This window comes from Paenibacillus sp. J22P90 (genome assembly GCF_059692195.1).
In genome coordinates, this window is record NZ_JCAUAY010000003.1 from 748,964 (window position 1) to 767,853 (window position 18,890).

21 protein-coding genes are annotated in these 18,890 nt (G+C 46.4%); 9 read left to right on the top strand and 12 right to left on the bottom strand.

The window, feature by feature from the left end; all coding sequences use genetic code 11:
- The first annotated feature begins 112 nt into the window (after positions 1-112).
- A complete protein-coding gene (locus tag AC58UX_RS13480; protein WP_497253355.1) occupies positions 113-1,021 on the top strand; it encodes an ArsR/SmtB family transcription factor in 909 nt (302 codons plus the stop codon).
- Between the two features lie 64 nt (positions 1,022-1,085).
- On the opposite strand, the gene AC58UX_RS13485 is transcribed toward AC58UX_RS13480, so the two are convergent.
- From AC58UX_RS13485 to AC58UX_RS13505, 5 genes are all read right to left on the bottom strand, one after another.
- Entirely contained in the window at positions 1,086-2,267 is a 1,182-nt protein-coding gene (locus AC58UX_RS13485; RefSeq protein WP_497253357.1) for an MGDG synthase family glycosyltransferase, read from the bottom strand.
- Positions 2,264-2,938 carry a phosphatase PAP2 family protein gene (locus AC58UX_RS13490; RefSeq protein WP_497253359.1) on the bottom strand — a complete coding sequence of 225 codons (675 nt, stop codon included), beginning with the start codon at positions 2,936-2,938 and terminating at the stop codon, positions 2,264-2,266. The genes AC58UX_RS13485 and AC58UX_RS13490 overlap by 4 nt, the downstream gene beginning before the upstream one ends.
- Before the next feature lie 801 nt (positions 2,939-3,739).
- The gene (locus AC58UX_RS13495; protein ID WP_497253361.1) at positions 3,740-3,937 is read right to left on the bottom strand and encodes a hypothetical protein; all 198 of its coding nucleotides are present in this window, start codon (positions 3,935-3,937) and stop codon (positions 3,740-3,742) included.
- A gap of 3 nt (positions 3,938-3,940) precedes the next feature.
- Positions 3,941-4,681 (bottom strand): hypothetical protein, encoded by a 741-nt coding sequence (locus AC58UX_RS13500; RefSeq protein ID WP_497253363.1) that lies wholly within the window; start codon positions 4,679-4,681, stop codon positions 3,941-3,943.
- Between the two features lie 27 nt (positions 4,682-4,708).
- Positions 4,709-5,566 (bottom strand): hypothetical protein, encoded by an 858-nt coding sequence (locus AC58UX_RS13505; protein WP_497253365.1) that lies wholly within the window; start codon positions 5,564-5,566, stop codon positions 4,709-4,711.
- A 134-nt stretch (positions 5,567-5,700) separates the two neighbouring features.
- On the opposite strand from AC58UX_RS13505, the gene AC58UX_RS13510 reads away from it, so the two are divergent.
- Positions 5,701-7,659, top strand: a complete 1,959-nt coding sequence (locus tag AC58UX_RS13510; protein WP_497253367.1) for a GW dipeptide domain-containing protein — start codon at positions 5,701-5,703, stop codon at positions 7,657-7,659.
- A gap of 73 nt (positions 7,660-7,732) precedes the next feature.
- On the opposite strand, the gene AC58UX_RS13515 is transcribed toward AC58UX_RS13510, so the two are convergent.
- The 4 genes from AC58UX_RS13515 to AC58UX_RS13530 form a co-directional block, all read right to left on the bottom strand.
- Positions 7,733-8,353 (bottom strand): zinc dependent phospholipase C family protein, encoded by a 621-nt coding sequence (locus AC58UX_RS13515; RefSeq protein ID WP_497253369.1) that lies wholly within the window; start codon positions 8,351-8,353, stop codon positions 7,733-7,735.
- A 27-nt stretch (positions 8,354-8,380) separates the two neighbouring features.
- The gene (gene murA, locus AC58UX_RS13520) at positions 8,381-9,673 is read right to left on the bottom strand and encodes a UDP-N-acetylglucosamine 1-carboxyvinyltransferase (protein ID WP_497253670.1); all 1,293 of its coding nucleotides are present in this window, start codon (positions 9,671-9,673) and stop codon (positions 8,381-8,383) included.
- A 19-nt stretch (positions 9,674-9,692) separates the two neighbouring features.
- A complete protein-coding gene (locus AC58UX_RS13525) occupies positions 9,693-10,391 on the bottom strand; it encodes an FHA domain-containing protein (RefSeq protein ID WP_497253371.1) in 699 nt (232 codons plus the stop codon).
- 127 nt (positions 10,392-10,518) lie between these two features.
- On the bottom strand, positions 10,519-10,905 hold the full coding sequence (locus AC58UX_RS13530) for a winged helix-turn-helix transcriptional regulator (protein WP_497253373.1): 387 nt from the start codon (positions 10,903-10,905) through the stop codon (positions 10,519-10,521).
- Between the two features lie 129 nt (positions 10,906-11,034).
- Here AC58UX_RS13530 and AC58UX_RS13535 point away from each other — a divergent pair, with 129 nt between their 5' ends.
- From AC58UX_RS13535 to AC58UX_RS13545, 3 genes are all read left to right on the top strand, one after another.
- Positions 11,035-11,388 (top strand): DoxX family protein, encoded by a 354-nt coding sequence (locus AC58UX_RS13535; RefSeq protein WP_497253375.1) that lies wholly within the window; start codon positions 11,035-11,037, stop codon positions 11,386-11,388.
- Positions 11,389-11,433: 45 nt separating this feature from the next.
- Positions 11,434-12,201 (top strand): DODA-type extradiol aromatic ring-opening family dioxygenase, encoded by a 768-nt coding sequence (locus AC58UX_RS13540; protein ID WP_497253377.1) that lies wholly within the window; start codon positions 11,434-11,436, stop codon positions 12,199-12,201.
- Between the two features lie 91 nt (positions 12,202-12,292).
- Positions 12,293-12,772, top strand: a complete 480-nt coding sequence (locus AC58UX_RS13545; protein ID WP_497253379.1) for a pentapeptide repeat-containing protein — start codon at positions 12,293-12,295, stop codon at positions 12,770-12,772.
- 282 nt (positions 12,773-13,054) lie between these two features.
- Here the strand turns inward: AC58UX_RS13545 and rpmF are convergent, their stop codons facing one another.
- Positions 13,055-13,231 (bottom strand): 50S ribosomal protein L32, encoded by a 177-nt coding sequence (gene rpmF / locus AC58UX_RS13550; RefSeq protein WP_497253381.1) that lies wholly within the window; start codon positions 13,229-13,231, stop codon positions 13,055-13,057.
- 110 nt (positions 13,232-13,341) lie between these two features.
- The gene (locus AC58UX_RS13555; RefSeq protein ID WP_497253383.1) at positions 13,342-13,968 is read right to left on the bottom strand and encodes a hypothetical protein; all 627 of its coding nucleotides are present in this window, start codon (positions 13,966-13,968) and stop codon (positions 13,342-13,344) included.
- Positions 13,969-14,126: 158 nt separating this feature from the next.
- Between AC58UX_RS13555 and AC58UX_RS13560 the strand changes: the two genes are divergently transcribed.
- From AC58UX_RS13560 to AC58UX_RS13575, 4 genes are all read left to right on the top strand, one after another.
- The gene (locus AC58UX_RS13560) at positions 14,127-14,822 is read left to right on the top strand and encodes a response regulator transcription factor (protein WP_497253385.1); all 696 of its coding nucleotides are present in this window, start codon (positions 14,127-14,129) and stop codon (positions 14,820-14,822) included.
- Complete coding sequence (locus tag AC58UX_RS13565) at positions 14,815-15,825, top strand: sensor histidine kinase (protein WP_497253387.1); 1,011 nt, start codon at positions 14,815-14,817, stop codon at positions 15,823-15,825. The genes AC58UX_RS13560 and AC58UX_RS13565 overlap by 8 nt, the downstream gene beginning before the upstream one ends.
- A gap of 100 nt (positions 15,826-15,925) precedes the next feature.
- A complete protein-coding gene (locus tag AC58UX_RS13570; RefSeq protein WP_497253389.1) occupies positions 15,926-16,687 on the top strand; it encodes an ABC transporter ATP-binding protein in 762 nt (253 codons plus the stop codon).
- Positions 16,677-18,620 (top strand): FtsX-like permease family protein, encoded by a 1,944-nt coding sequence (locus AC58UX_RS13575; protein WP_497253391.1) that lies wholly within the window; start codon positions 16,677-16,679, stop codon positions 18,618-18,620. The genes AC58UX_RS13570 and AC58UX_RS13575 overlap by 11 nt, the downstream gene beginning before the upstream one ends.
- Positions 18,621-18,658: 38 nt before the next feature.
- On the opposite strand, the gene AC58UX_RS13580 is transcribed toward AC58UX_RS13575, so the two are convergent.
- Positions 18,659-18,874 (bottom strand): hypothetical protein, encoded by a 216-nt coding sequence (locus AC58UX_RS13580; protein WP_497253393.1) that lies wholly within the window; start codon positions 18,872-18,874, stop codon positions 18,659-18,661.
- Positions 18,875-18,890 lie beyond the last annotated feature (16 nt).

The following is an 18,890-nucleotide window of genomic DNA, read 5'->3' on the forward strand; positions in this document are numbered from 1 at the left end:
TGGGCCAGGTTGGCTGGGGGACGTTTTTTGTTTTTTCGCACATTTAAGTTGTTTAAATAACCCACAGGTTATACAATGGAGGAAACTATGCCTGTAAAGTCGAGGTTCCCCTATGCAAATTGAAGTTTCAACTAAAAATATGTCTTTCCTAGAATGCTTCTCCTCCGAGACTCGTGTGAAGATGATTGAGCTGCTTAGCGAAGCACCGTTAAATATTAAACAGCTGTCCCAGCGACTGGAGATATCGTCAGCGATCGTGACGAAGCATATTCAGAAGCTGGAGCAAGCTGGCATCGTGCGCTCGGAGAACGTGGTCGGCGTGCGCGGCACCCAGAAGATCTGCTACCTGCAGCTAGAACAAGCCACGCTACAGTTTAAGTCGAAGAAGCCGTACGAGCATCCGACGACGACGGTGGCGATCCCCATTGGCCAATACTCCGCCTTCGACGTGAAACCAACGTGCGGCTTGGCTTCCGCTACACAGCTGATTGGGGTGCTGGATGATCCGCGGTATTTTGCGGATCCGCAGCATGTACAAGCTGGCATTCTCTGGTTCGGTAGCGGCTATGTCGAGTACCGCATCCCGAATTTTTTCCATAGCAATCAGAAGCTCCGCTCCTTGGAAATTTCATTTGAAATTTGCTCGGAGGCTCCTGGCTATAACGAGAACTGGCCTTCGGATATTTCCTTTTCCATCAACAACAAACCGCTCGGTCAATGGACCTGCCCTGGTGACTTCGGTAAGCACAGAGGCGTGCACACCCCCGATTGGTGGGGCAATGAAAACACGCAGCATGGCCTTATGAAAATTATTACGGTGAATCCGCTGGGTTCTTTTCTGGATGGCACCCAAATATCGATGACTACGATTCATGACCTGGCCATCTCCTTTTCACAAGATATTCATTTCCGCATTGCGTCCTTAGAGACAGCAACGAATTGTGGCGGGGTTACGCTGTTTGGCAAGCAATTCGGCAACTACGCGCAGGATATCATCGTGACGATGCAGGAGGATAAGTAAGCAAAAAAGGAGACCCTTTCTATCCCCCGAAAAGGAGGTAGAAGGGTCTTTTCTATATTCGCCACTACACATTGGCATATGAAAATTGCAAACCATCCTGAACAGGAAGGTAATGATGTTCTGTTTCCAAAATCGCATCCAACGTGCGAAGCACGTCGGGCTGGCGATGGCTCATTTGAGCGTTCTTTTTCAATTTGAGCAAAACGGATTGGTTCGCGATGACCTCTAGCAGTTGGCTTTTCATCTCAGCTGCGTTCTTCACTTCCACGGCTGCGCCAATCCCGACGAGATATGCGGCGTTAGCCTGCTCTTGGCCTGGAATCGGCTTGTACAGCATCATCGGCAGCTCCAGCGCAAGCGCTTCGGATACAGTAAGTCCACCTGGCTTCGTCACGATCAGATCGGACAGCGCCATCAGCTCATGCACATGATCGACGAACCCCGTCACCATGACATGGTGATGTGTATTCGAGCCACCCAGCTCCTCTTCCAAGTGCTGCTTCAGCTTCTCGTTGCGACCGCAAACGAAAACAAATTGCACAGGCTCCGCCAAGTCATCCGACTGCAATACGGATTTGAATGACTTCCCGATCAGGCCGTGCCCCCCACCCATGACAAGGACGGTTGGCATGTCGCGGCGCAAGCCATATTTATCACGCAGCTCGGCACGGTTGTACGTTTGTGTGAAGGTCATTCGAATCGGAATCCCCGTCACGACGATACGCTGCTCAGGGATCGCGTACCGCAGGAGCGCCTGCTTCACATGCTCTGCCCCCACCAGATACTTATCCGTCCCCGGATGAATCCAGTAGCTGTGATCGGTGTAATCGGTGATGACCGTCACGGTCGGCACGATTGTTAGGCCGTTACATTTTAGATACGACATGGCTGCCGCAGCTCCTGGGAACGTACACACGACTTCCGTGGGCGCTTCCTCTTCTAATAAATCCAGCATCCGTTCGGTGCTGAACGATTTCATCTTTTTAAACATATGGGATAGCGCGGTATCATGTCTGGTCTTGTTGTACAGGAAGCCGTATACGGAGGGCAAGCTTTTCACCCATTGCATATAACAGTACTTGCCAAACCCATGCAGATACGGATGCGTCCACGCCAAATAATCGACCACTTTCACTTCCATATCCGGCCTATACACACGCATAGCTTCCAGTATCGCTTGTGCTGCTTTATTGTGCCCATCGCCAAGACTGCCCGTCAGTATCAAAAGCTTTCCTTTTCTTCTCATTGCTTTAGTCCCCTTTCGAGCTTATCCTGCCGCGCACCAGCAGTCATCGATCCTGTTAACCAACCTTTTCTACATTTCTCAACTACATAGACGACACCCTCAGCCACAAACACTGCACCCACAATGTCCAAAAGCACATGCTGCTTCACGAACTGTGTCGAAATGATAATGAGAATCGCCATGCTCGTTGAAAGGATTTTGTAAGGCATCACAATCCGTGTGGATCGGAGATAGGCCCTCATCATGAGATAGGCGGTTAACACGTGTGTACTTGGAAAACAGTTAAACGGTTGATCCGTGTTATACACCCACTGGACCGTCTGCAGCAGCCAATCACTGCCTACAATGTCCGGTCGCGGCACAGTCGTCTGATATATAGCATAGACGCCATAGCACAAAAGCAAACCTATGATAAATTCTACGAGTGTTTGGAAATAATTCGAGCGGTCCCGGTACGCGATATACAGGAATCCTACGGCAAGATAAACATACCAGGATAAATACGGGACTACGAAGCCTTTGATAAAAGGAATCTGTTGATCGAGATCCGTCATTAAGTTGTACGCCGTTCCGGTGTCTTGATTTAAATGTATATAAATGAGCCCTACCAACGGGATCAAAAGTAAGCCGCTGCATGCTAGCAGATAGGACATCCAAGCTTTTGTTCTCATGCCAAATCCTCGCTCTCCTCTACGTTAACTCTATCATATAGGAGTAAGGCCATTTGCTGAACGCACCAAGGTACTGTCTTTCGTTAGCCAAAGGTCGTGAAAATAAACTAGACTAAAGGCGGAGTTGTCCACCTTCTTAGGTGCATATAAGTGAAGCAGAACTGCGTGCTCCGTACCATTGAGTGCTTCATACGATTATTACAATAGTATTACAAAAATGTTACAACACAATACAGTTTACCAAATTGCACGTGGAAAAGCACATCCTACGGCAGCTTGGCAAGGAGCCTGCTTTAAGCTCGTGACTTAACAGGAGCCTACTCTCCACTTGTGGATAAGTTCGTCTGTGGATATGTGTATAAAGATAAAGAAATCTTATGCACAGCTTGATTTGTGGACATGTTGATAGTGTGGGTAAGTTTGGGGATAACTTGGATTTGGGGCGATTTTGGGGGCAAAAAGAGGGAGAGAGCGTAGGTGGAGTAGGTGGACGACGAGATGAGGGATGGAGACTAGTTGGTGAGGTAGAGAGTGAGATGGATAGATGGTGGGAAACGCGATGGTTGGCGGAGTGCAGAGTTGATTGGGGACTGGAGGTAGGAAGAGAATGGATGGATCGTGGAGTATACGAGGTTGGTGGACGGACGGCAGAAAAGAGGTGATTAATGATAGTTGGGATGGCGCAGTGGCGGAATTGAGATAGATAGCCCGCTAGCAAATCACCCGGCACAATAACTGGATTTCCTCCAGCTAATTTTGCTTATTTCTAATGAAATGAAGCAATAGATGGAAAACCTCCAGTTACATGTGCCCATTTTCCGCCAAATGGCTAAATTGCTTCAAATTAGCTGTATGAGATACATCTAAACTAGAATTTCGGCCAATTCCGGTGAAAATAGATGGAGGAAATCCATCTAGCCTGTTGCCCTTCATCAGTTCTCTCTGTCTACCGTCACAGCCTCCAGCTGCAGTCATCCCATGCCACCCGCGGCCACGCACTCTTTATTTCAGAAACTGATCCGTCGACCCCGTCGCCACAAAATCGCTAAGCTTCAAAAGCTTCTTCTTCCCCATGTTGCCTTTCACCGTATGTGAAGTAGGCTTCTCGGCCTTCGGATCGTCTACGATTCGTTTAACATAATCCCCTGTGAGCAGGTTATAGTCCTCTTCATCACCCGTCGTTTCTGTCGTCGTCCCCGAAAAGAAGGAGCCCACTGTGGCACCGATCAGGTACCAGTCGTCATTTTGAAATCGAAAGCGATAATTCCCGTACCATCTGAAGTTGCTCCCACCATAAAAACTCACCACAACAGAGCCCCTATCGATCGCAATTCCGGCCAGTGGATCGCCCCATATTCCGCCTTCGTCAGCTTTTAGAATCGCCTTATCTGCGATAACCGAGAGCGTATTGGTGCCATCCTTATTCCCAAAAGCAATCAACAATGCCCGCTCAGGTGCTTCCCCCTGCTTGGGTTCTAGCTTCTCAATGACAACGGCGACGTCTGGAATTCCATCATGGTTCAAGTCACCTATTACCTTGTCAGGGCCACTCTGCCGAACGAGCAGCTGCCACCCTTTTGGAATAAGAGAAGTGACATCCTTAACATCATTAATCTTCGGGGGCAAAAGCTTTTCCACAAGGATAGGCGCCGCCGCTGTCTCTTCTGGCATCGTACTCGGTTCAACCGTTGTGGGCGCTGCTCCTTTACACGCGGACAAACCTAGCATGATTGTTAATACCATGAAATAATACAAGAACTTCAAATGTATTTACTCCTTTCGATGCCTCAAAATTACTTTTACTCCCCCAATGACAACCAATAGGAGTCCTACTAGGGCTGTGCCGAACGGGTAGCCTATCGGAAAAATAAGGGATGGCCAGCCAAGCAAAATATCGCTGCGATAGCCTACGGAACTTGGTGAAGTTGACGTTATATTGATCATATTTACCCTTTGCGGCACCTCGCCCAGCTCCTCATATGTGAAGCGATCATCCTGCACCTGTCCACGGCTATCGATACTTAGTATGCGCCATGACAGGTATTTATCCGGGGTAAACGCAGTTCCAGAGATTCGCTGAATGAAGACGAACTTTTCTTCCCCTTTTTCCTCCATTGTCAAAATCCCAACATATCCATGGTACCGATTATCATCCAAGAAATTTGGCCTTACCAGAACAGGTCCCTCCACGGACCAATCCTTGTGATTGATCGTCACTTTTAAGTTGGCAGCCTCACGGCTAGCTTCATGGAAAACACCTGATTGGAATTGATCTGCAATTTCAATCGTCTGACCTGCCCATGTATACGTTCTCGTGTACGTAAGTGGATGCGAGTCGGCTTTTTGATTCATGTCCACGTACTCTGCCATCGTATGAATGGCTTTATTGACGCTGCCGTCCGATAGTTCGTTTTCCACCGTAATACGATCAACTGGTATCGGCGCACCTCTCCCAAGTATCTCCACTTTGCCTAACTGCATGAAGTTGACATAAATATGATCCCATTTAAAATCGTGATTCACACGACTTCCGATCCACATCTCCTGTCCCATTTTGTACAAAGGATTTGCTGAGAGCAGCAAGAGCACTGCACCTATAAAAAGCGGAATCAATCGAATAAGTTTCATGGATTCGCCTCCTCTTTCCAACTATGTTACTCCTATTTTAGAAACTTTTGCTCACATATTACGTCTAATATTTGAAATATTTACCACAATTTATGATGGGAAGTGGTTTGAAAATGAAGTGGCGAGCACGTTCGATGATAGCTTTGTTAGTGATAACCTTAGCGGTTCTTCTAGGTAAACCTTCTGGAACCTCAGCCGAATTTATGGCTCAAGGGCCCTATTCTCAGCATGGTTTACGTATTCCAAGTTCAATACAATTACTGTCCGATACAGCTTACTATCCTGCGTCAGATACGCCTGAGGATCAACCCGAGGGATGGTTTTCTCCACAAAACGTCAATGTCATCGAGACGAATGGCGCTTGGTCGATCGGCGCTGCAACTTGGAAAATCGAGACGATGTTCGGCCCTCGCTGGATTCGCCCAAACCCTTGGGAGATTGATATCGCTCCGCCGGAGCGCATTTTTTTAACCACAGATACCCCGCTTTATAGCAAAATGAGCGAACGAGGCGGCTCGGTAGCAGCTCTCGCACCTCAGGAAGTGACGGTCGTCAGCGCGGAGAAGCAATGGTTCTACACGAACGATCCGTCCAAAAAAGCATGGATTCAAATCCACACTTCATGGATGGGAGATTTGTGGGCGCATATCCCGGTGAACCAGATCGGCACCATACTGGAGGTCAACGAGCCTGTGTATTATCACTACATAAGCGGATATAAGGATCTTTTGTCCGTTTTCCACCCGGAACAGGCTTCAATGGAGTCTGCAACTGCAGGCCAAACACGCATTATTAAAGAATATACAACGATTTATGATCGTCATTTCTTAGTTGAAACGGATGCCGGGCCTTTATGGACATGGTCAGCAGGCGTTCCGATCGTTCAGTCCGATGAAACGTTGAACCTGACGACTGAGTTTCCGCTCTTTAATGAACCTGCCAACAAAGAAATTGCGCTCCTCGCTGGCGAGAAGGTCACAGTCTTTGAAAAAATCACCCAGCCGTTATGGTCTGGCAGAGGTCCTTATGATATTTGGCATTTCTCTACTTGGTACCATGTACGAACCTCAAAAGGTACGGGATGGATCAATCTCTTGTACGGGGAGCCTGCCGACGCGGTGAACATTCATTGGAAAGTATCTATTCGGGGGGATCATGCGCTCATGCGCTATCCGGATATCCCCTTTTCCACATCATCCTTGGTGCTGCGAAATGAGGAAGTAGACGTGATCGCGGTATGGAGCCAAACAAATGGTGTCACATGGCTCAAGGTGAGCGTAGATGGACATACGGGTTGGATCCCTTTGCAGCCATGGAACCAAGACCGTTTCTGGGATCTGGATACGGGCACTGAATTGCAGATTGAAACCATATATCCGCAGCAGCTTATTCTCAGACTTGATAGCGAAGGAAAACTGAAGTGGAACGAGGATGTAGACGCAGGCTTTATTCAAAACGGCGTTGACTTCCTGATGCTGAAGCTCCTAGCTGAGCAGTTAAAGTATACGCAGTCGGATGTCGATGGGAGCGCTGTTCGTTACGCAAAAGGCGACTACGCATTCGTTTTGTACCAAGAGGAACTGCGCGCTGAGATTTACTGGAAGGATAAATTGATGAAGTCTGTCACCCTGAGCAGCACCCCACTGCAGCAAAATGGCGAGTGGTACTTGCAGCAGCCCGATGCGCAGCAATTATTCGGCCTTTCGCCAATTCCATGGTATGAGGGGCATGCTTTTTATGAAGGATCCTATAAGGTTGAGTTGGGTAAGCTTCCTGACCAAATAGCAGGTACAACTGCTGCACTGAATGCTTTCCTGTATGATACACAGGTGCAATGGACGCAGAAAAATCTCAAAGACGCCATACAGCCATGCCTAACTGTGGAAGAAAGTAATGATCTTGGCGGCAAAGATTCCGTCTCTTCGATTGCAGTTGCTCCTTCCAATAAAATCGTTACCGCTGACACGGTTACTCCCTTGTACCGTTTGAGCACATCAAGAACTCTCACCGCAGGCCCTCATGACTTGCAGATCGTGCTTCGCGTAGGGGAGCGAATCGTGTGGATGCAGCCTTGGCATGTGGTGATGAAGTAGATGTTATACGGAATTAGGCAAAAAAGAAGAAGCCTCGGAGAGGCTTCTTCTTTTTTATGAGAATAGCTGTACGCTAGCTCAATATCCTATTGTCTTGAATAAATTGCACGCTCATCTTAACTGACTTCGCCATATAGTCGACGATCTGACTATTATCATTACTAAAAAGCTCTAAACGCTCGTTGGCTACTTGCTCCTCAAATGAGAAATCCTTGCTCATCCAATCCAGGAGAAAAGGCAAGGCGTTCACATTGATTTCTTCCATTTCCAAATCAACAGGTAGATCATGTTCCATTAAAATCAAGTTGTTCGCTGTAATAATCCGTCCATTTAGTCGCCAGAAATCACGATAGCTAGAGTTGGCTTTTTCTTTCCTTTCTTCTTTAGAAAGAAATTCAACAATTTTGAAATATGTATCTTTTGACCAAATATAATCAGAAATGAGATGACAAAGATACCCCAAATAAAAGGGCTTCGATATGGTGGTCTTATACTTTTCGTAAAACCGAAGGTAATTGATTTGCCCCTTGCCATTTTCATCTCTATCCACAAAATGTGTAAGGTCTTTGGGTGTGTTCATGTAATAATGAACGTCTGGGCTAATGCTACCAAGCATAAAATCATTGATATTATCCATTTCAATTTGATCGCTAATTAACTTGGCAATACAATAGTGCATAATTCTTGAACCCATTGCTCCCCCACCACCTTTCACTTCACATTACCGTTGTATATGAATCTGGCCTGATAGCTCCTGCGCATCCATTTCGCGCATGGAGAGTTTAGCTCCAATGGATCGGAAGCTGTTGATAACGTCCTCATAACCTCGTTCGATGTGCTCGACGCCTGTAATATAGGTGCTGCCCTCGGCAGCTAAACCAGCCATCAGCAAGCAGATGCCTGCACGCACATCCGAGGCATGCACCCAACCGCCCCGCAGCGGAAGTCCACCGCGGATAAAGGCGCTCTCTTGCCGCAGCTCGATCTCTGCGCCAAGCCGCCTTAGTTGCGGCACGTGAGCGAATCGCTTCGGATAGACGCGTTCGGTCACAATGCTTTTACCTTTTGCCTGTAGCAGAAGCGCAGTCATCGGCTGCTGTAAATCGGTGGCGAAGCCCGGATACATGCCTGTACGAATCCTCGTTGCCTTGAGCGAGCCTGAACCGTAAGCTGTGATGTGGCTCTCGCCGCATTCTATATGCATGCCTATTTCCTCGAGCTTCGCGAGAGTGGCACCAAGATGCTCCGGAATGACGTCATGGACAGTAACCTGTCCTCCGCGAACCCCAGCCGCCATGAGAAAGGCACCGGCAATCAGCCTGTCCGGAATGACGGTGTGCATGCCCCCGTTTAAATAAGAGACGCCTTCGATGCGGATACATGCTGTTCCCGCTCCGTAAATCCGTGCGCCGAGCTGGTTTAGGAAGTTGGCGGTATCCACCACTTCCGGATCCACAGCCGCGTTGTACAATTGTGTCCGACCTTTAGCCCGCACAGCGGTCAACAGCGCATTGATCGTTGCTCCGGAGGTGATCATGTCGAAATAAATATCCGCGCCTGTTAGCTCGGCAGCCTCGACGATATAGTGGTCTTTTAAGAGATGAACCTGCGCTCCGAGTGCCTGAAACACTTTGATATGCTGATCGATCGGTCTTGAGACGAAATCGTCACCGCCCGGGAACCCGATCGTGACTCTGCCGAATTTGGACAGCAGTGCTCCTGCAAAATAATAAGACGCCCGATAGCTCGAAGCTTTGCCTGGGTCGATCACGGCGCTGTGAATGCCACGCGGGTCGATGACGACGTGTCCGCCTTCCCTTCTTAGCTCCATGCCGATGTCCCGGCCGATCCCCGCAATACTATTGACATCCTCTATATGTGGGATGCCTTCCAACGTTACGATATCGTCCGCCAAACAAGCGGCGACAAGCAAGGCAAGCGAGCTGTTCTTCGCTCCCGGTATATGTACATGTCCGTGCAACGGGCCTGAATATTCCGTCTGTATATACTTCATCAAGGGTTTCCCACTTTCGTTATAACGATATCAATTCCGATTCAAGCACATAACCGCTGCCTCGCACTGCGCTAATATGAAAGGTGTCTTTGCCGTATTTTTTCCGGACGCGGTAAATCAGGGCGTTCATTTCATCATGCGATACATCGGGGACACCATCCACGCCAGGTGAGCGTTCTAGCCATACTCTTGATTTGATTAACTCGAGTGGAACGAGTCGGTTCACATGTTCATGAAGAACGCGAATGAGCAAATATTCTTTCTCGGACATCGGGATCCGCTCTCCATCCACGACGCATTCCCTTTTCTCCCAATGGATGGTAAGTGGCAATTTCACGACTTCTAGCTGCCTAGTGATGCTGAGCGGTTCGATTTCAAGGGTTTGATCGGCAAACATATACGAAAAGTGGAGAACCGTCATACCTTTGGCGAGCTTAATGATATCAAAACTGTTCAGGGGATATGGGGTGTGAGGTGTTAACCGTACACCGTTGATTTCCGTTCCGTGGCGGCTTCCCAGATCATAGAGCACCGCCTTGTCCTGCTCCTTGCGTATAACAAAATGCTGCCGGGAAATAAAAGCGTTCGTAAAGGCCAAATCCGGCGTCATCTGATTGGATACCCTGCCTACATGTGTTTCGTAGGTGTTCAAATTTACGCAGGTTCCTGATCGGTAGGGTTCGCCGCGAACAATGTACAGGCACGCGAAGTCTTCCATTTTACACCTCTGTCTGCTATGGTAAACTGCCATTGGTCTAAGAAAATTCCCCCCTGTATTATCGTATCTCAAAGTGAGGATGAATAAAACCGCATGACGCTGACGACTCACTCACATTTCAATAACGTCAGTGACTTTCAGTGACTTCATCCAATCTACTTTCGAACGATTCCACAGATCTGTCTTCCCCATATTTCTCATTCAAATGCTCGACATGGGCCATTCCCCAATCATTCATCGCCTGTAAAACTGTAGCCATGCCTTTGCCGTATTCGGTAATGGAATATTCGACTTTCGGAGGGATTTGGTGATAGATCTCTCGATGAACAATATCATGGTACTCTAATTCCCTTAATTGTTGCGTAAGCATTTTCTTCGTTATATCTGGAATCGCTTTTTGGAGTTCACTGAATCTCATCGTGCCATTTGAAAAAAGATGAAACAACACAACAGGCTTCCATTTGCCAACTAGAATTTCTAACACAGTTTCAAATTTACAGTGCGGTGAGGACAATATGGCCCACTCCTTATTAAGGTATCTTTTTAGATACTAGGTATATTTATAGTAACTACTTCTCAATATCAATCCTAGGGATTATTATACGGCTATACACTTACTTATTTCAAGGAGGTAATTTATTTTATGAACATCGCATTGTGGATTGCACAAGGTGTGTTGGCATTAGCTTTTATTATGGCTGGCATCATGAAAGCTTTTCAGTATGAGAAAGCCAAAGCCGGGATGCCTTGGGTCAAGGATACTTCCAAAGGCTTAGTTACATTTATCGGTATCTCCGAGCTGCTAGGAGGACTAGGCCTCGTTGTGCCTCATGCCACAGGCATTGCGCCTATTCTGACACCAATTGCCGCATATGCGCTTGGTTTAATCATGATTTTAGCTGCAGTATTACACGTGAAAAGGAAGGAAAATCCGGCGATCGTGATGAACATCCTATTCTTGGCCATATTACTATTTGTAGCAATAGGACGTTGGTAAGCTGCTAGCGCATTAACAGTATGTACAAAGATAGGAGGTCATCGTATGCTTTCACCCGTCTTTTTGCCCCATGGATCACCCTATACCATCTTCGAAAAGTCCGAATTCACCGAGTTCCTGAATCGTTTCGGCAAGGAAAACCGCCCAAAAGCCATTGTCATTTTTTCAGCGCATTTTGAAAGCGAAATAACCACAATAGCCGCGACGGACGATGTACATGAGATGGTTTATGATTACTATGGATTCCCTCCTTCCTACTATCAGGTTCAGTATCCTGCAAGAGGCTCAACCATTGTTGCTTCCCTGGTAGAGGATCGTCTGCGCCGAAATAACATTCCAGTTAGGCTTGCGTATCGCGGCTTAGATCATGGGGTTTTCCCTATCATGATGCACGCTTACCCGGAAGCCGATATTCCAATCGTCCCTGTATCGGTCAATCCGTTCTTGCCGGCAAGGCAGCAAATTGCCATTGGTGAAGCGTTACAGGGACTTGAGCAAGATGGCATTCTCGTCATCGGGAGCGGCTTTTTGACACATAATTTTAATGAAATTGACCGTGATAAAAATGCTCTGCCTCGTAAATGGGCTGTGGAGTTCAGAGATTGGATACGAGATAAGGTGCTCGCCAGAGATATCGAATCCCTAAGCCAGTACGAAACGCTGGCCCCGCATGCAGCAATCGGAGTACCACGTGCAGAGCACTTCGTGCCTTTGCTCATTGCCCTTGGAAGCGGAAGCCCTGGTCGAGATATCCAGGTATTGCACGATACGATCGAACATGGTTCGTTAAGTACGCTTTGTTTTAAATTTTGATCATATAAAATGAGGAAAACCCCGATCGGCTGTTGCTGATTGGGGTTTTTATGGTAAATTTAGGAGGCAATCAATCATGGGAGGGATTTAGATGGCTGGCTGGACAACAGAAACTCTAGATTTACAGAAAACAAATATTTCTGGTTCCAAATTTCAAGAGGTTCGAGCAGAAAAGTTAGATTTCGATAATGTGAGTCTAGCAGGGACGAAGTTTAATAATGCGAATTTGAGCGGATTATTGTTTAATGATGTGAATTTATCTGGCTCCCAAATCAACGATGCGAATTTAAGCAGTGTCAAAATTACGAATGCCAACTTGAGCGAAGCTGTCATTGAGAACGTCCTTTTATACGGTACTCAATTTCGCAACGTCATGTTGCCCATGGAAGGCGACTCCAAATATAAGGCTAACCAAGACTATGAGCCCATTCAGTTCGATCATTGTGTACTAAGTAACAGCGTGATAACGAATTGTGATTTATCCAATGTCGACATCTCTAACTGCAATATCACTGGATTGAAAATTAACGGTATCTTAATCGAGGATTTGCTGAAGAGACATACGTTTTAACGGCAACCCATACACGCTCCATCGGTTCAAAATTGCAGAAGTGCAACCTTTCTTTATCAAAACCACGATTTCAGCTAAAATTGATGCAAAAAGGCATCAATTTTTGAATTTTCAGCTCTTTTAAGCATTTTCCGCCCCAAAAAGATGCCTTTTTGCAATTATTCGGAACGTCGAACTAAATACTCGTGTAAAGGATGCTCTTTTGCATCTTTGACACCTAGGCACCGGCAAAAAAAAAGACACTCCCTAAGGAGTGTCTTTTTCATTGCTAGATTCATATGATTATTGAGCTGAAACGATATCTCTACCCTTATATGAACCGCAGTTTTTGCAAACATGATGCGCTTTTTTAAGTTCAGCACATTGTTCACACTTCACCATTCCTGGCACAGCCAGTTTAAAGTGAGTACGGCGCTTATCGCGACGTGTTTTGGACGTTCTCCGTTGAGGAACTGCCATTGTCAAAACACCTCCAGTTACTATTCTAAATCAACAAGAGATATCATAGCGTTCTGGAAGCCGTTTGTCAACAATGAAACCTATCGTTCACTTATTCGATACAAGCCAAATTATGCTTTTCTTTTCCTCCTGATCACCAACAACCCTACCCCCACGCCTAAAAGTAACACTACCACAACAACCTCTCTCAGATGATGGTTGGCCACCCGATGATTAACGGCTGTGAGATAAGCGAGTTTATTCGTAAAAGCCATTCTATCCATCGTTCCTTGCAAGCTCTCTATCTTCGTTGGCTTAACACCTGGCCCTATTTTACTTAGCTCCGCGGTAGCAATTGAAAGTTTTTTGGTTAAGGAACACGAGCTTGCTTGCAGCATATTCTCCTTATGGTCATAGTCATAAGCAAAAACAAGATAAGATTCACCTACTATAAAATTGTACCCGCATGAGTCTTCACCCAAGGTGGTAAGGACAATGACTTGCGTCTGATTAACCCCTTTCCAAGTTTCCGCTACATCCAAATGAACAGCAATTTTATAATCGAGAATGCCATTGATATCTAAAACCTGAGGTTTGATGGCTAGTACCTTGCCCGAAAATACCGCCTTAGCTTGTTCAACAGCCTTGATGGGATCGGGTTGAATCATACAAGTACAAGCATAGCTTGTACTTGGCATGATGAAGCTCATACAACTAAACAGTAGGATAAACGATAGAGCCATCACGATTTTTTTCATTAAACGTCAGCCTTTCATTGTAAAATCACCTAACTATTTGACGTTAATTTCCAGATATTGTTTCACTATTGGCCGCTCTACACCTCCATGACTCCTCATTTATATTTATGTTATGATGGGCTAAAATGGACGAACATGACCGAAAGGGGTGATTTCACTTGTTTAAGATTTTACTTATTGAAGATGATGCCACCTTATTCGCAGAGATCAAAGAGCGTTTGGCCCAGTGGTCCTATGAGGTCCATGGCATCGGTGATTTTAATAAAGTCATGGAGTCCTTTATTGTTCTAAAGCCTGATTTAGTCATTATTGATATTCAACTGCCCAAATTCGATGGCTTTCATTGGTGCCGGATGATTCGGACGCATTCCAATGTGCCGATTGTATTCCTCTCTTCGCGTGACCATCCTACAGATATGGTGATGTCTATGCAGCTTGGCGCGGATGACTTTATCCAAAAGCCTTTTCATTTTGACGTGCTGATCGCAAAAATCCATGCCATTCTCCGCCGCGTCTACAACTACAATACGGAGCAGTCGAAGTTAAAAACGTGGTGCGGGGCTACGATTGATTTTGAAAAGAATATGGTGAATCATGCTTCGGGATCTATTGAACTAACCAAGAATGAAATCTACATATTGAAGCTCCTGATCGAGCATAAGAACACGATTGTCAGTCGAGAGGACATCATTAACAGCTTATGGAATGACCAGCGTTTTGTCAGCGATAATACGTTGACGGTGAACGTGAATCGGCTCAGAAAAAAGCTGGATGAGCTTGATTTAGGCCGTTTTATTGAAACCAAGGTCGGGCAAGGTTATATCGCAACGGAAGAGGCCCCTCATTATGATTAAAGCGTATCTTCTAGAGCGAAAAAGCTGGATCCTCATGTTCCTCGCCGGTCACGTGCTGCTGCTGCTCATCGCTTATCTCGACCATTCGATTCCATTCCAATCGGTTCTATATATTGTTTTCCTATCTACAATGTTGTTCGTGATCTTCTTGATCGTTCGGTATCACAAAGAAACGGCTTTTTTCAAACGCTTAAATGACTGGGAAACGAGCTTGGATATATCCAGTGTCCCCGATGCGGCAAGTCCATTTGAGAAGATCATGGAATCCGCCTTGATCAATCAAACCGAGCGGCTCCACCAGACGGCCTCGCGGCAGCAAATCGCGCTGGAACAGGAGAAGGACGAGCTCTTGTCTTGGATTCATGAAGTGAAGACGCCGCTCACCGCCATGCATTTGATGATTGGCCGCTTGGAGAACGAGCCGATGAAGGCATCTTTGACCTTTGAATGGCTGCGCATTCACCATCTCCTGGACCAACAGCTTCACCAACAGCGACTCCCCTCGATTGAGAATGATCTCTACATTGAAAAGGTAGACATCGAAGCCCTCCTCTATATGGAGCTTAAATCGCTGCAATCTTGGTGCATTCAAAAAGGGATCGGTTTTGACGTCCAACTAGACGTCACCGAGACGCTGAGTGATGCCAAATGGCTCGCTTTTATCCTTCGTCAGATCTTGACGAATGCCGTGAAGTATAGCGACAGCTTCTCGCCCGATATTATCGTGAAAAGCTTTTTGGCGCAGGAACGCACCATCCTGGAAGTAACGGACTTCGGACGCGGCATCGATGCCAAGGATCTTCCCCGTATTTTCGATAAGGGCTTCACCTCCACGATCTGGCATCAGGACAGCGCTGCGACAGGCATGGGCTTATATCTAGCCCGCAAAGCAGCTGACACGCTGCACATCCAGGTCACGGTGCAGTCCGAGGTTGGCGCAGGAAGTACGTTCACCCTCGCTTTCCCACAGCCGAATGAACTCGTGCGGATTACAGGCATGTGACAATAATGTCACATGCTTTTCTACTTTGTTCGTCCAATCGAAGGATAAATGCGGTCCAGCTTTTTATAATAAAGCTATCGTATAAAGGAGTGTGATCTTCATGTCTATCTTACAAGCCGTTAAAATCCATAAAAGCTTTGGCAATAAACATAACCAACAAGAGGTGCTTCGCGGCCTCGACATCTCGATCGAAAAAGGAGAGTTCGTCAGCATCATGGGCCCTTCGGGATCCGGCAAAACGACGTTGCTCAACGTGCTTTCCTCCATCGATAAGGTGAGCAATGGCTCTATTCAGATTAACAAGACTGAAACAACGAGCATGAAGGAAAAGCAATTGGCCGAGTTTCGGAAGCATCATCTGGGGTTTATTTTTCAAGATTATAATTTGCTGGATACGCTAACCGTGAAGGAAAATATCCTATTGCCGCTGTCGATTACGAAGATATCCAAGCAAGAAGCGCATCAGCGATTCCAGGACATCGCGACAGAGCTTGGCATTTATGAGTTGAAGGATAAGTACCCGAACGAAATTTCGGGCGGGCAAAAACAGCGAACCTCCGCAGCTCGAGCGTTTATTCATGATCCCGATATTATTTTCGCAGATGAGCCTACTGGTGCCTTAGATTCGAAATCTGCTTCCGATATGCTGAACAAGTTGAGCGCCATGAATCAAGCTCGACAAGCGAGCATCGTGATGGTGACACATGATCCCGTTGCCGCCAGCTACAGCAGCAGAGTCATCTTCATTAAAGATGGGCAGATTTATTCGCAAATCTACAAAGGACAAGAATCGAGACAAGCTTTCTTTCAAGATATTATGAAGACGCAAGGCGTCCTTGGAGGTGTGCAATATGAGTATTAATCAGCTCATCCTCCAGAACCTGAAGTCCAATATTAAGCACTATTACTTGTATGTGTTCGCTTTGATTTTTAGCGTGGCGCTTTATTTCGCCTTTGTCACATTGCAATACGACCCTGCGCTAGATGCGGCCAAAGGGACGGTGAAAGGTGCGGCATCGATGCGCGCTGCTTCTATTTTGCTCATCGCCATTGTGACGATCTTTAACTTATATGCCAATAACATTTTCGTCAAAAGACGCAGTAAAGAAATCGGCCTTTTGCAGCTTATCGGCATGACGAAGGGGAAAATCTTTCGTATCCTTAGCACCGAAAATTTCATCCTCTACTTCGGTTCCATATTCATTGGATCGTTCATCGGATTCTCCGTATCGAAGCTCTTTCTGATGATCCTATTCCGAATTACAGGGGTTAAGGCTGACGCAACGCTCCACTTTTCGGTACAAGCGTTCATCCAAACGATTGTTGTTTTCAGTGCGGTTTACTTATTTATTCTACTGGTCAATTATTTATTTATTAAAAAGCAGACGATTCTTTCGTTGTTCCATGTGGCCACCTCCACCGAAGCCAAAGTGAAGCAAATGTCGAACACGGAAGCTATCCTTGGATTCCTGGGCATATGTCTCGTTTTAATCGGCTACTATGTATCTTCCATATTGTTTTCAGGCAGCATTACGTCATTAGCGGGATTATTGAGCAGCATGCTGTTAATTCTTGCCTCGGTAATTATCGGTACTTATCTCTTCTATAAAGGCTCTGTGCGCTTGATTTTGAATCTTATCCGTAAAAAGAAAAACGGCTATCTGAACGTGCAAGAGGTGCTTTCCCTCGGTTCCATCATGCATCGGATGAAATCCAATGCATTGCTTTTGATGGTGATAACAACGGTGTCTGCCTTAGCAATTGGCTTGCTCTCCTTGAGCTATATCACGTACTATTCTGCTGAAATAACGGCCGAAAGGAACATTCCTGCCCACTTTGCCGTGACGGAGCGTCACAATGCTGAAATATTTACGAAGGCCTTAGATGAGGGGGGCATTCAACACCGCGAGACAACGATTGAGGTTATTCAAATGAACGCTGATCTTCGCCAAGTGGTGGGAGCGAAAGGTGATCTGTACATGAGTCCAGACGCCAACCAGATGGCCGTTATTAGCGACAGCGCTGTCGGATCAATCGATGTGACTGCAGACCAAACCCTGTTTACCGGGGCGAACGATGAGATGCAAAAATTTCTTCAGTTCAAAACGAACAGCCCGCTTGGGCTAAGCAGCCAAAATATCACCATCCCGTTAACGCTCATCGGCATCGAGGAACGCTCTTACATTTCGAGACGCTTTTCCATGGGGAACCTGCCTGTTGCCGTCGTTGACGATTCGGTCTTTCAGCGCTTAAAGCAAGATCTCGACCCTCAAATTCAAAGAAAGACATCGTTGTATATTGGGATTGATATCGTGGATGACAAGGAGCTTGAGAATGCCAATCAACTTTTCCATGACGTTGGATTTGATAAGCAGGCTTCGCTTGATTCCCGCATGGATACGGCCAGTGAAGCGAAAAACCGAATGGGATTAATTATGTTCATCGTCGGCTTCCTAGGACTCACTTTCCTGATCACGTCGGGCTGCATTCTTTACTTCAAGCAAATGGATGAGAGTGAAGAAGAAAAGTCATCGTATACCATTCTACGCAAGCTTGGATTTACCCAAGGGGATTTATTAAAAGGAATCAAGGTTAAACAACTATTTAATTTTGGCATTCCCTTAGTTGTGGGGCTGCTTCACAGCTACTTCGCCGTTCAATCCGGCTGGTTCTTGTTTGGAACGGAGCTGTGGACTCCGATGTTAATCGTAATGGGGCTGTACACGCTGCTCTACTCGGTGTTCGGCGTGCTGTCTGTACAGCATTATAAGAAGGTTATAGGGAAGGCTTTATAGGGGTTCTTTCCATACTGGGTGCCCTACAGTAGATACATCTACTTGTAGGGCACCCCTTTACTTTGGGGATCAGGCTGCCTTTGTGCTAACAATCCGATTGCGCCCTGCTTCTTTGGCTTGATACAAGGCTCCATCCACCGTGGCAAGTAAATTTTATGCAGATTATTAATCGTAACCGTTGCAATGACATACACAAATAGAGCAAACAATAGGAAAAATAAAATAAGGTCAAGTGATAACGAAAGTAACAACATTTCTCACCTTCTTATG

Coding starts and splice junctions, on each gene's coding strand:
- AC58UX_RS13480 (WP_497253355.1), top strand. CDS start 113: ATGCAAATTGAAGTTTCAACTAAAAATATGTCTTTCCTAGAATGCTTC.
- AC58UX_RS13485 (WP_497253357.1), bottom strand. CDS start 2,267: ATGAGAAGAAAAGGAAAGCTTTTGATACTGACGGGCAGTCTTGGCGAT.
- AC58UX_RS13490 (WP_497253359.1), bottom strand. CDS start 2,938: ATGAGAACAAAAGCTTGGATGTCCTATCTGCTAGCATGCAGCGGCTTA.
- AC58UX_RS13500 (WP_497253363.1), bottom strand. CDS start 4,681: ATGGTATTAACAATCATGCTAGGTTTGTCCGCGTGTAAAGGAGCAGCG.
- AC58UX_RS13505 (WP_497253365.1), bottom strand. CDS start 5,566: ATGAAACTTATTCGATTGATTCCGCTTTTTATAGGTGCAGTGCTCTTG.
- AC58UX_RS13510 (WP_497253367.1), top strand. CDS start 5,701: ATGATAGCTTTGTTAGTGATAACCTTAGCGGTTCTTCTAGGTAAACCT.
- AC58UX_RS13515 (WP_497253369.1), bottom strand. CDS start 8,353: ATGGGTTCAAGAATTATGCACTATTGTATTGCCAAGTTAATTAGCGAT.
- murA (WP_497253670.1), bottom strand. CDS start 9,673: ATGAAGTATATACAGACGGAATATTCAGGCCCGTTGCACGGACATGTA.
- AC58UX_RS13525 (WP_497253371.1), bottom strand. CDS start 10,391: ATGGAAGACTTCGCGTGCCTGTACATTGTTCGCGGCGAACCCTACCGA.
- AC58UX_RS13535 (WP_497253375.1), top strand. CDS start 11,035: ATGAACATCGCATTGTGGATTGCACAAGGTGTGTTGGCATTAGCTTTT.
- AC58UX_RS13540 (WP_497253377.1), top strand. CDS start 11,434: ATGCTTTCACCCGTCTTTTTGCCCCATGGATCACCCTATACCATCTTC.
- AC58UX_RS13545 (WP_497253379.1), top strand. CDS start 12,293: ATGGCTGGCTGGACAACAGAAACTCTAGATTTACAGAAAACAAATATT.
- rpmF (WP_497253381.1), bottom strand. CDS start 13,231: ATGGCAGTTCCTCAACGGAGAACGTCCAAAACACGTCGCGATAAGCGC.
- AC58UX_RS13555 (WP_497253383.1), bottom strand. CDS start 13,968: ATGAAAAAAATCGTGATGGCTCTATCGTTTATCCTACTGTTTAGTTGT.
- AC58UX_RS13565 (WP_497253387.1), top strand. CDS start 14,815: ATGATTAAAGCGTATCTTCTAGAGCGAAAAAGCTGGATCCTCATGTTC.
- AC58UX_RS13570 (WP_497253389.1), top strand. CDS start 15,926: ATGTCTATCTTACAAGCCGTTAAAATCCATAAAAGCTTTGGCAATAAA.
- AC58UX_RS13575 (WP_497253391.1), top strand. CDS start 16,677: ATGAGTATTAATCAGCTCATCCTCCAGAACCTGAAGTCCAATATTAAG.
- AC58UX_RS13580 (WP_497253393.1), bottom strand. CDS start 18,874: ATGTTGTTACTTTCGTTATCACTTGACCTTATTTTATTTTTCCTATTG.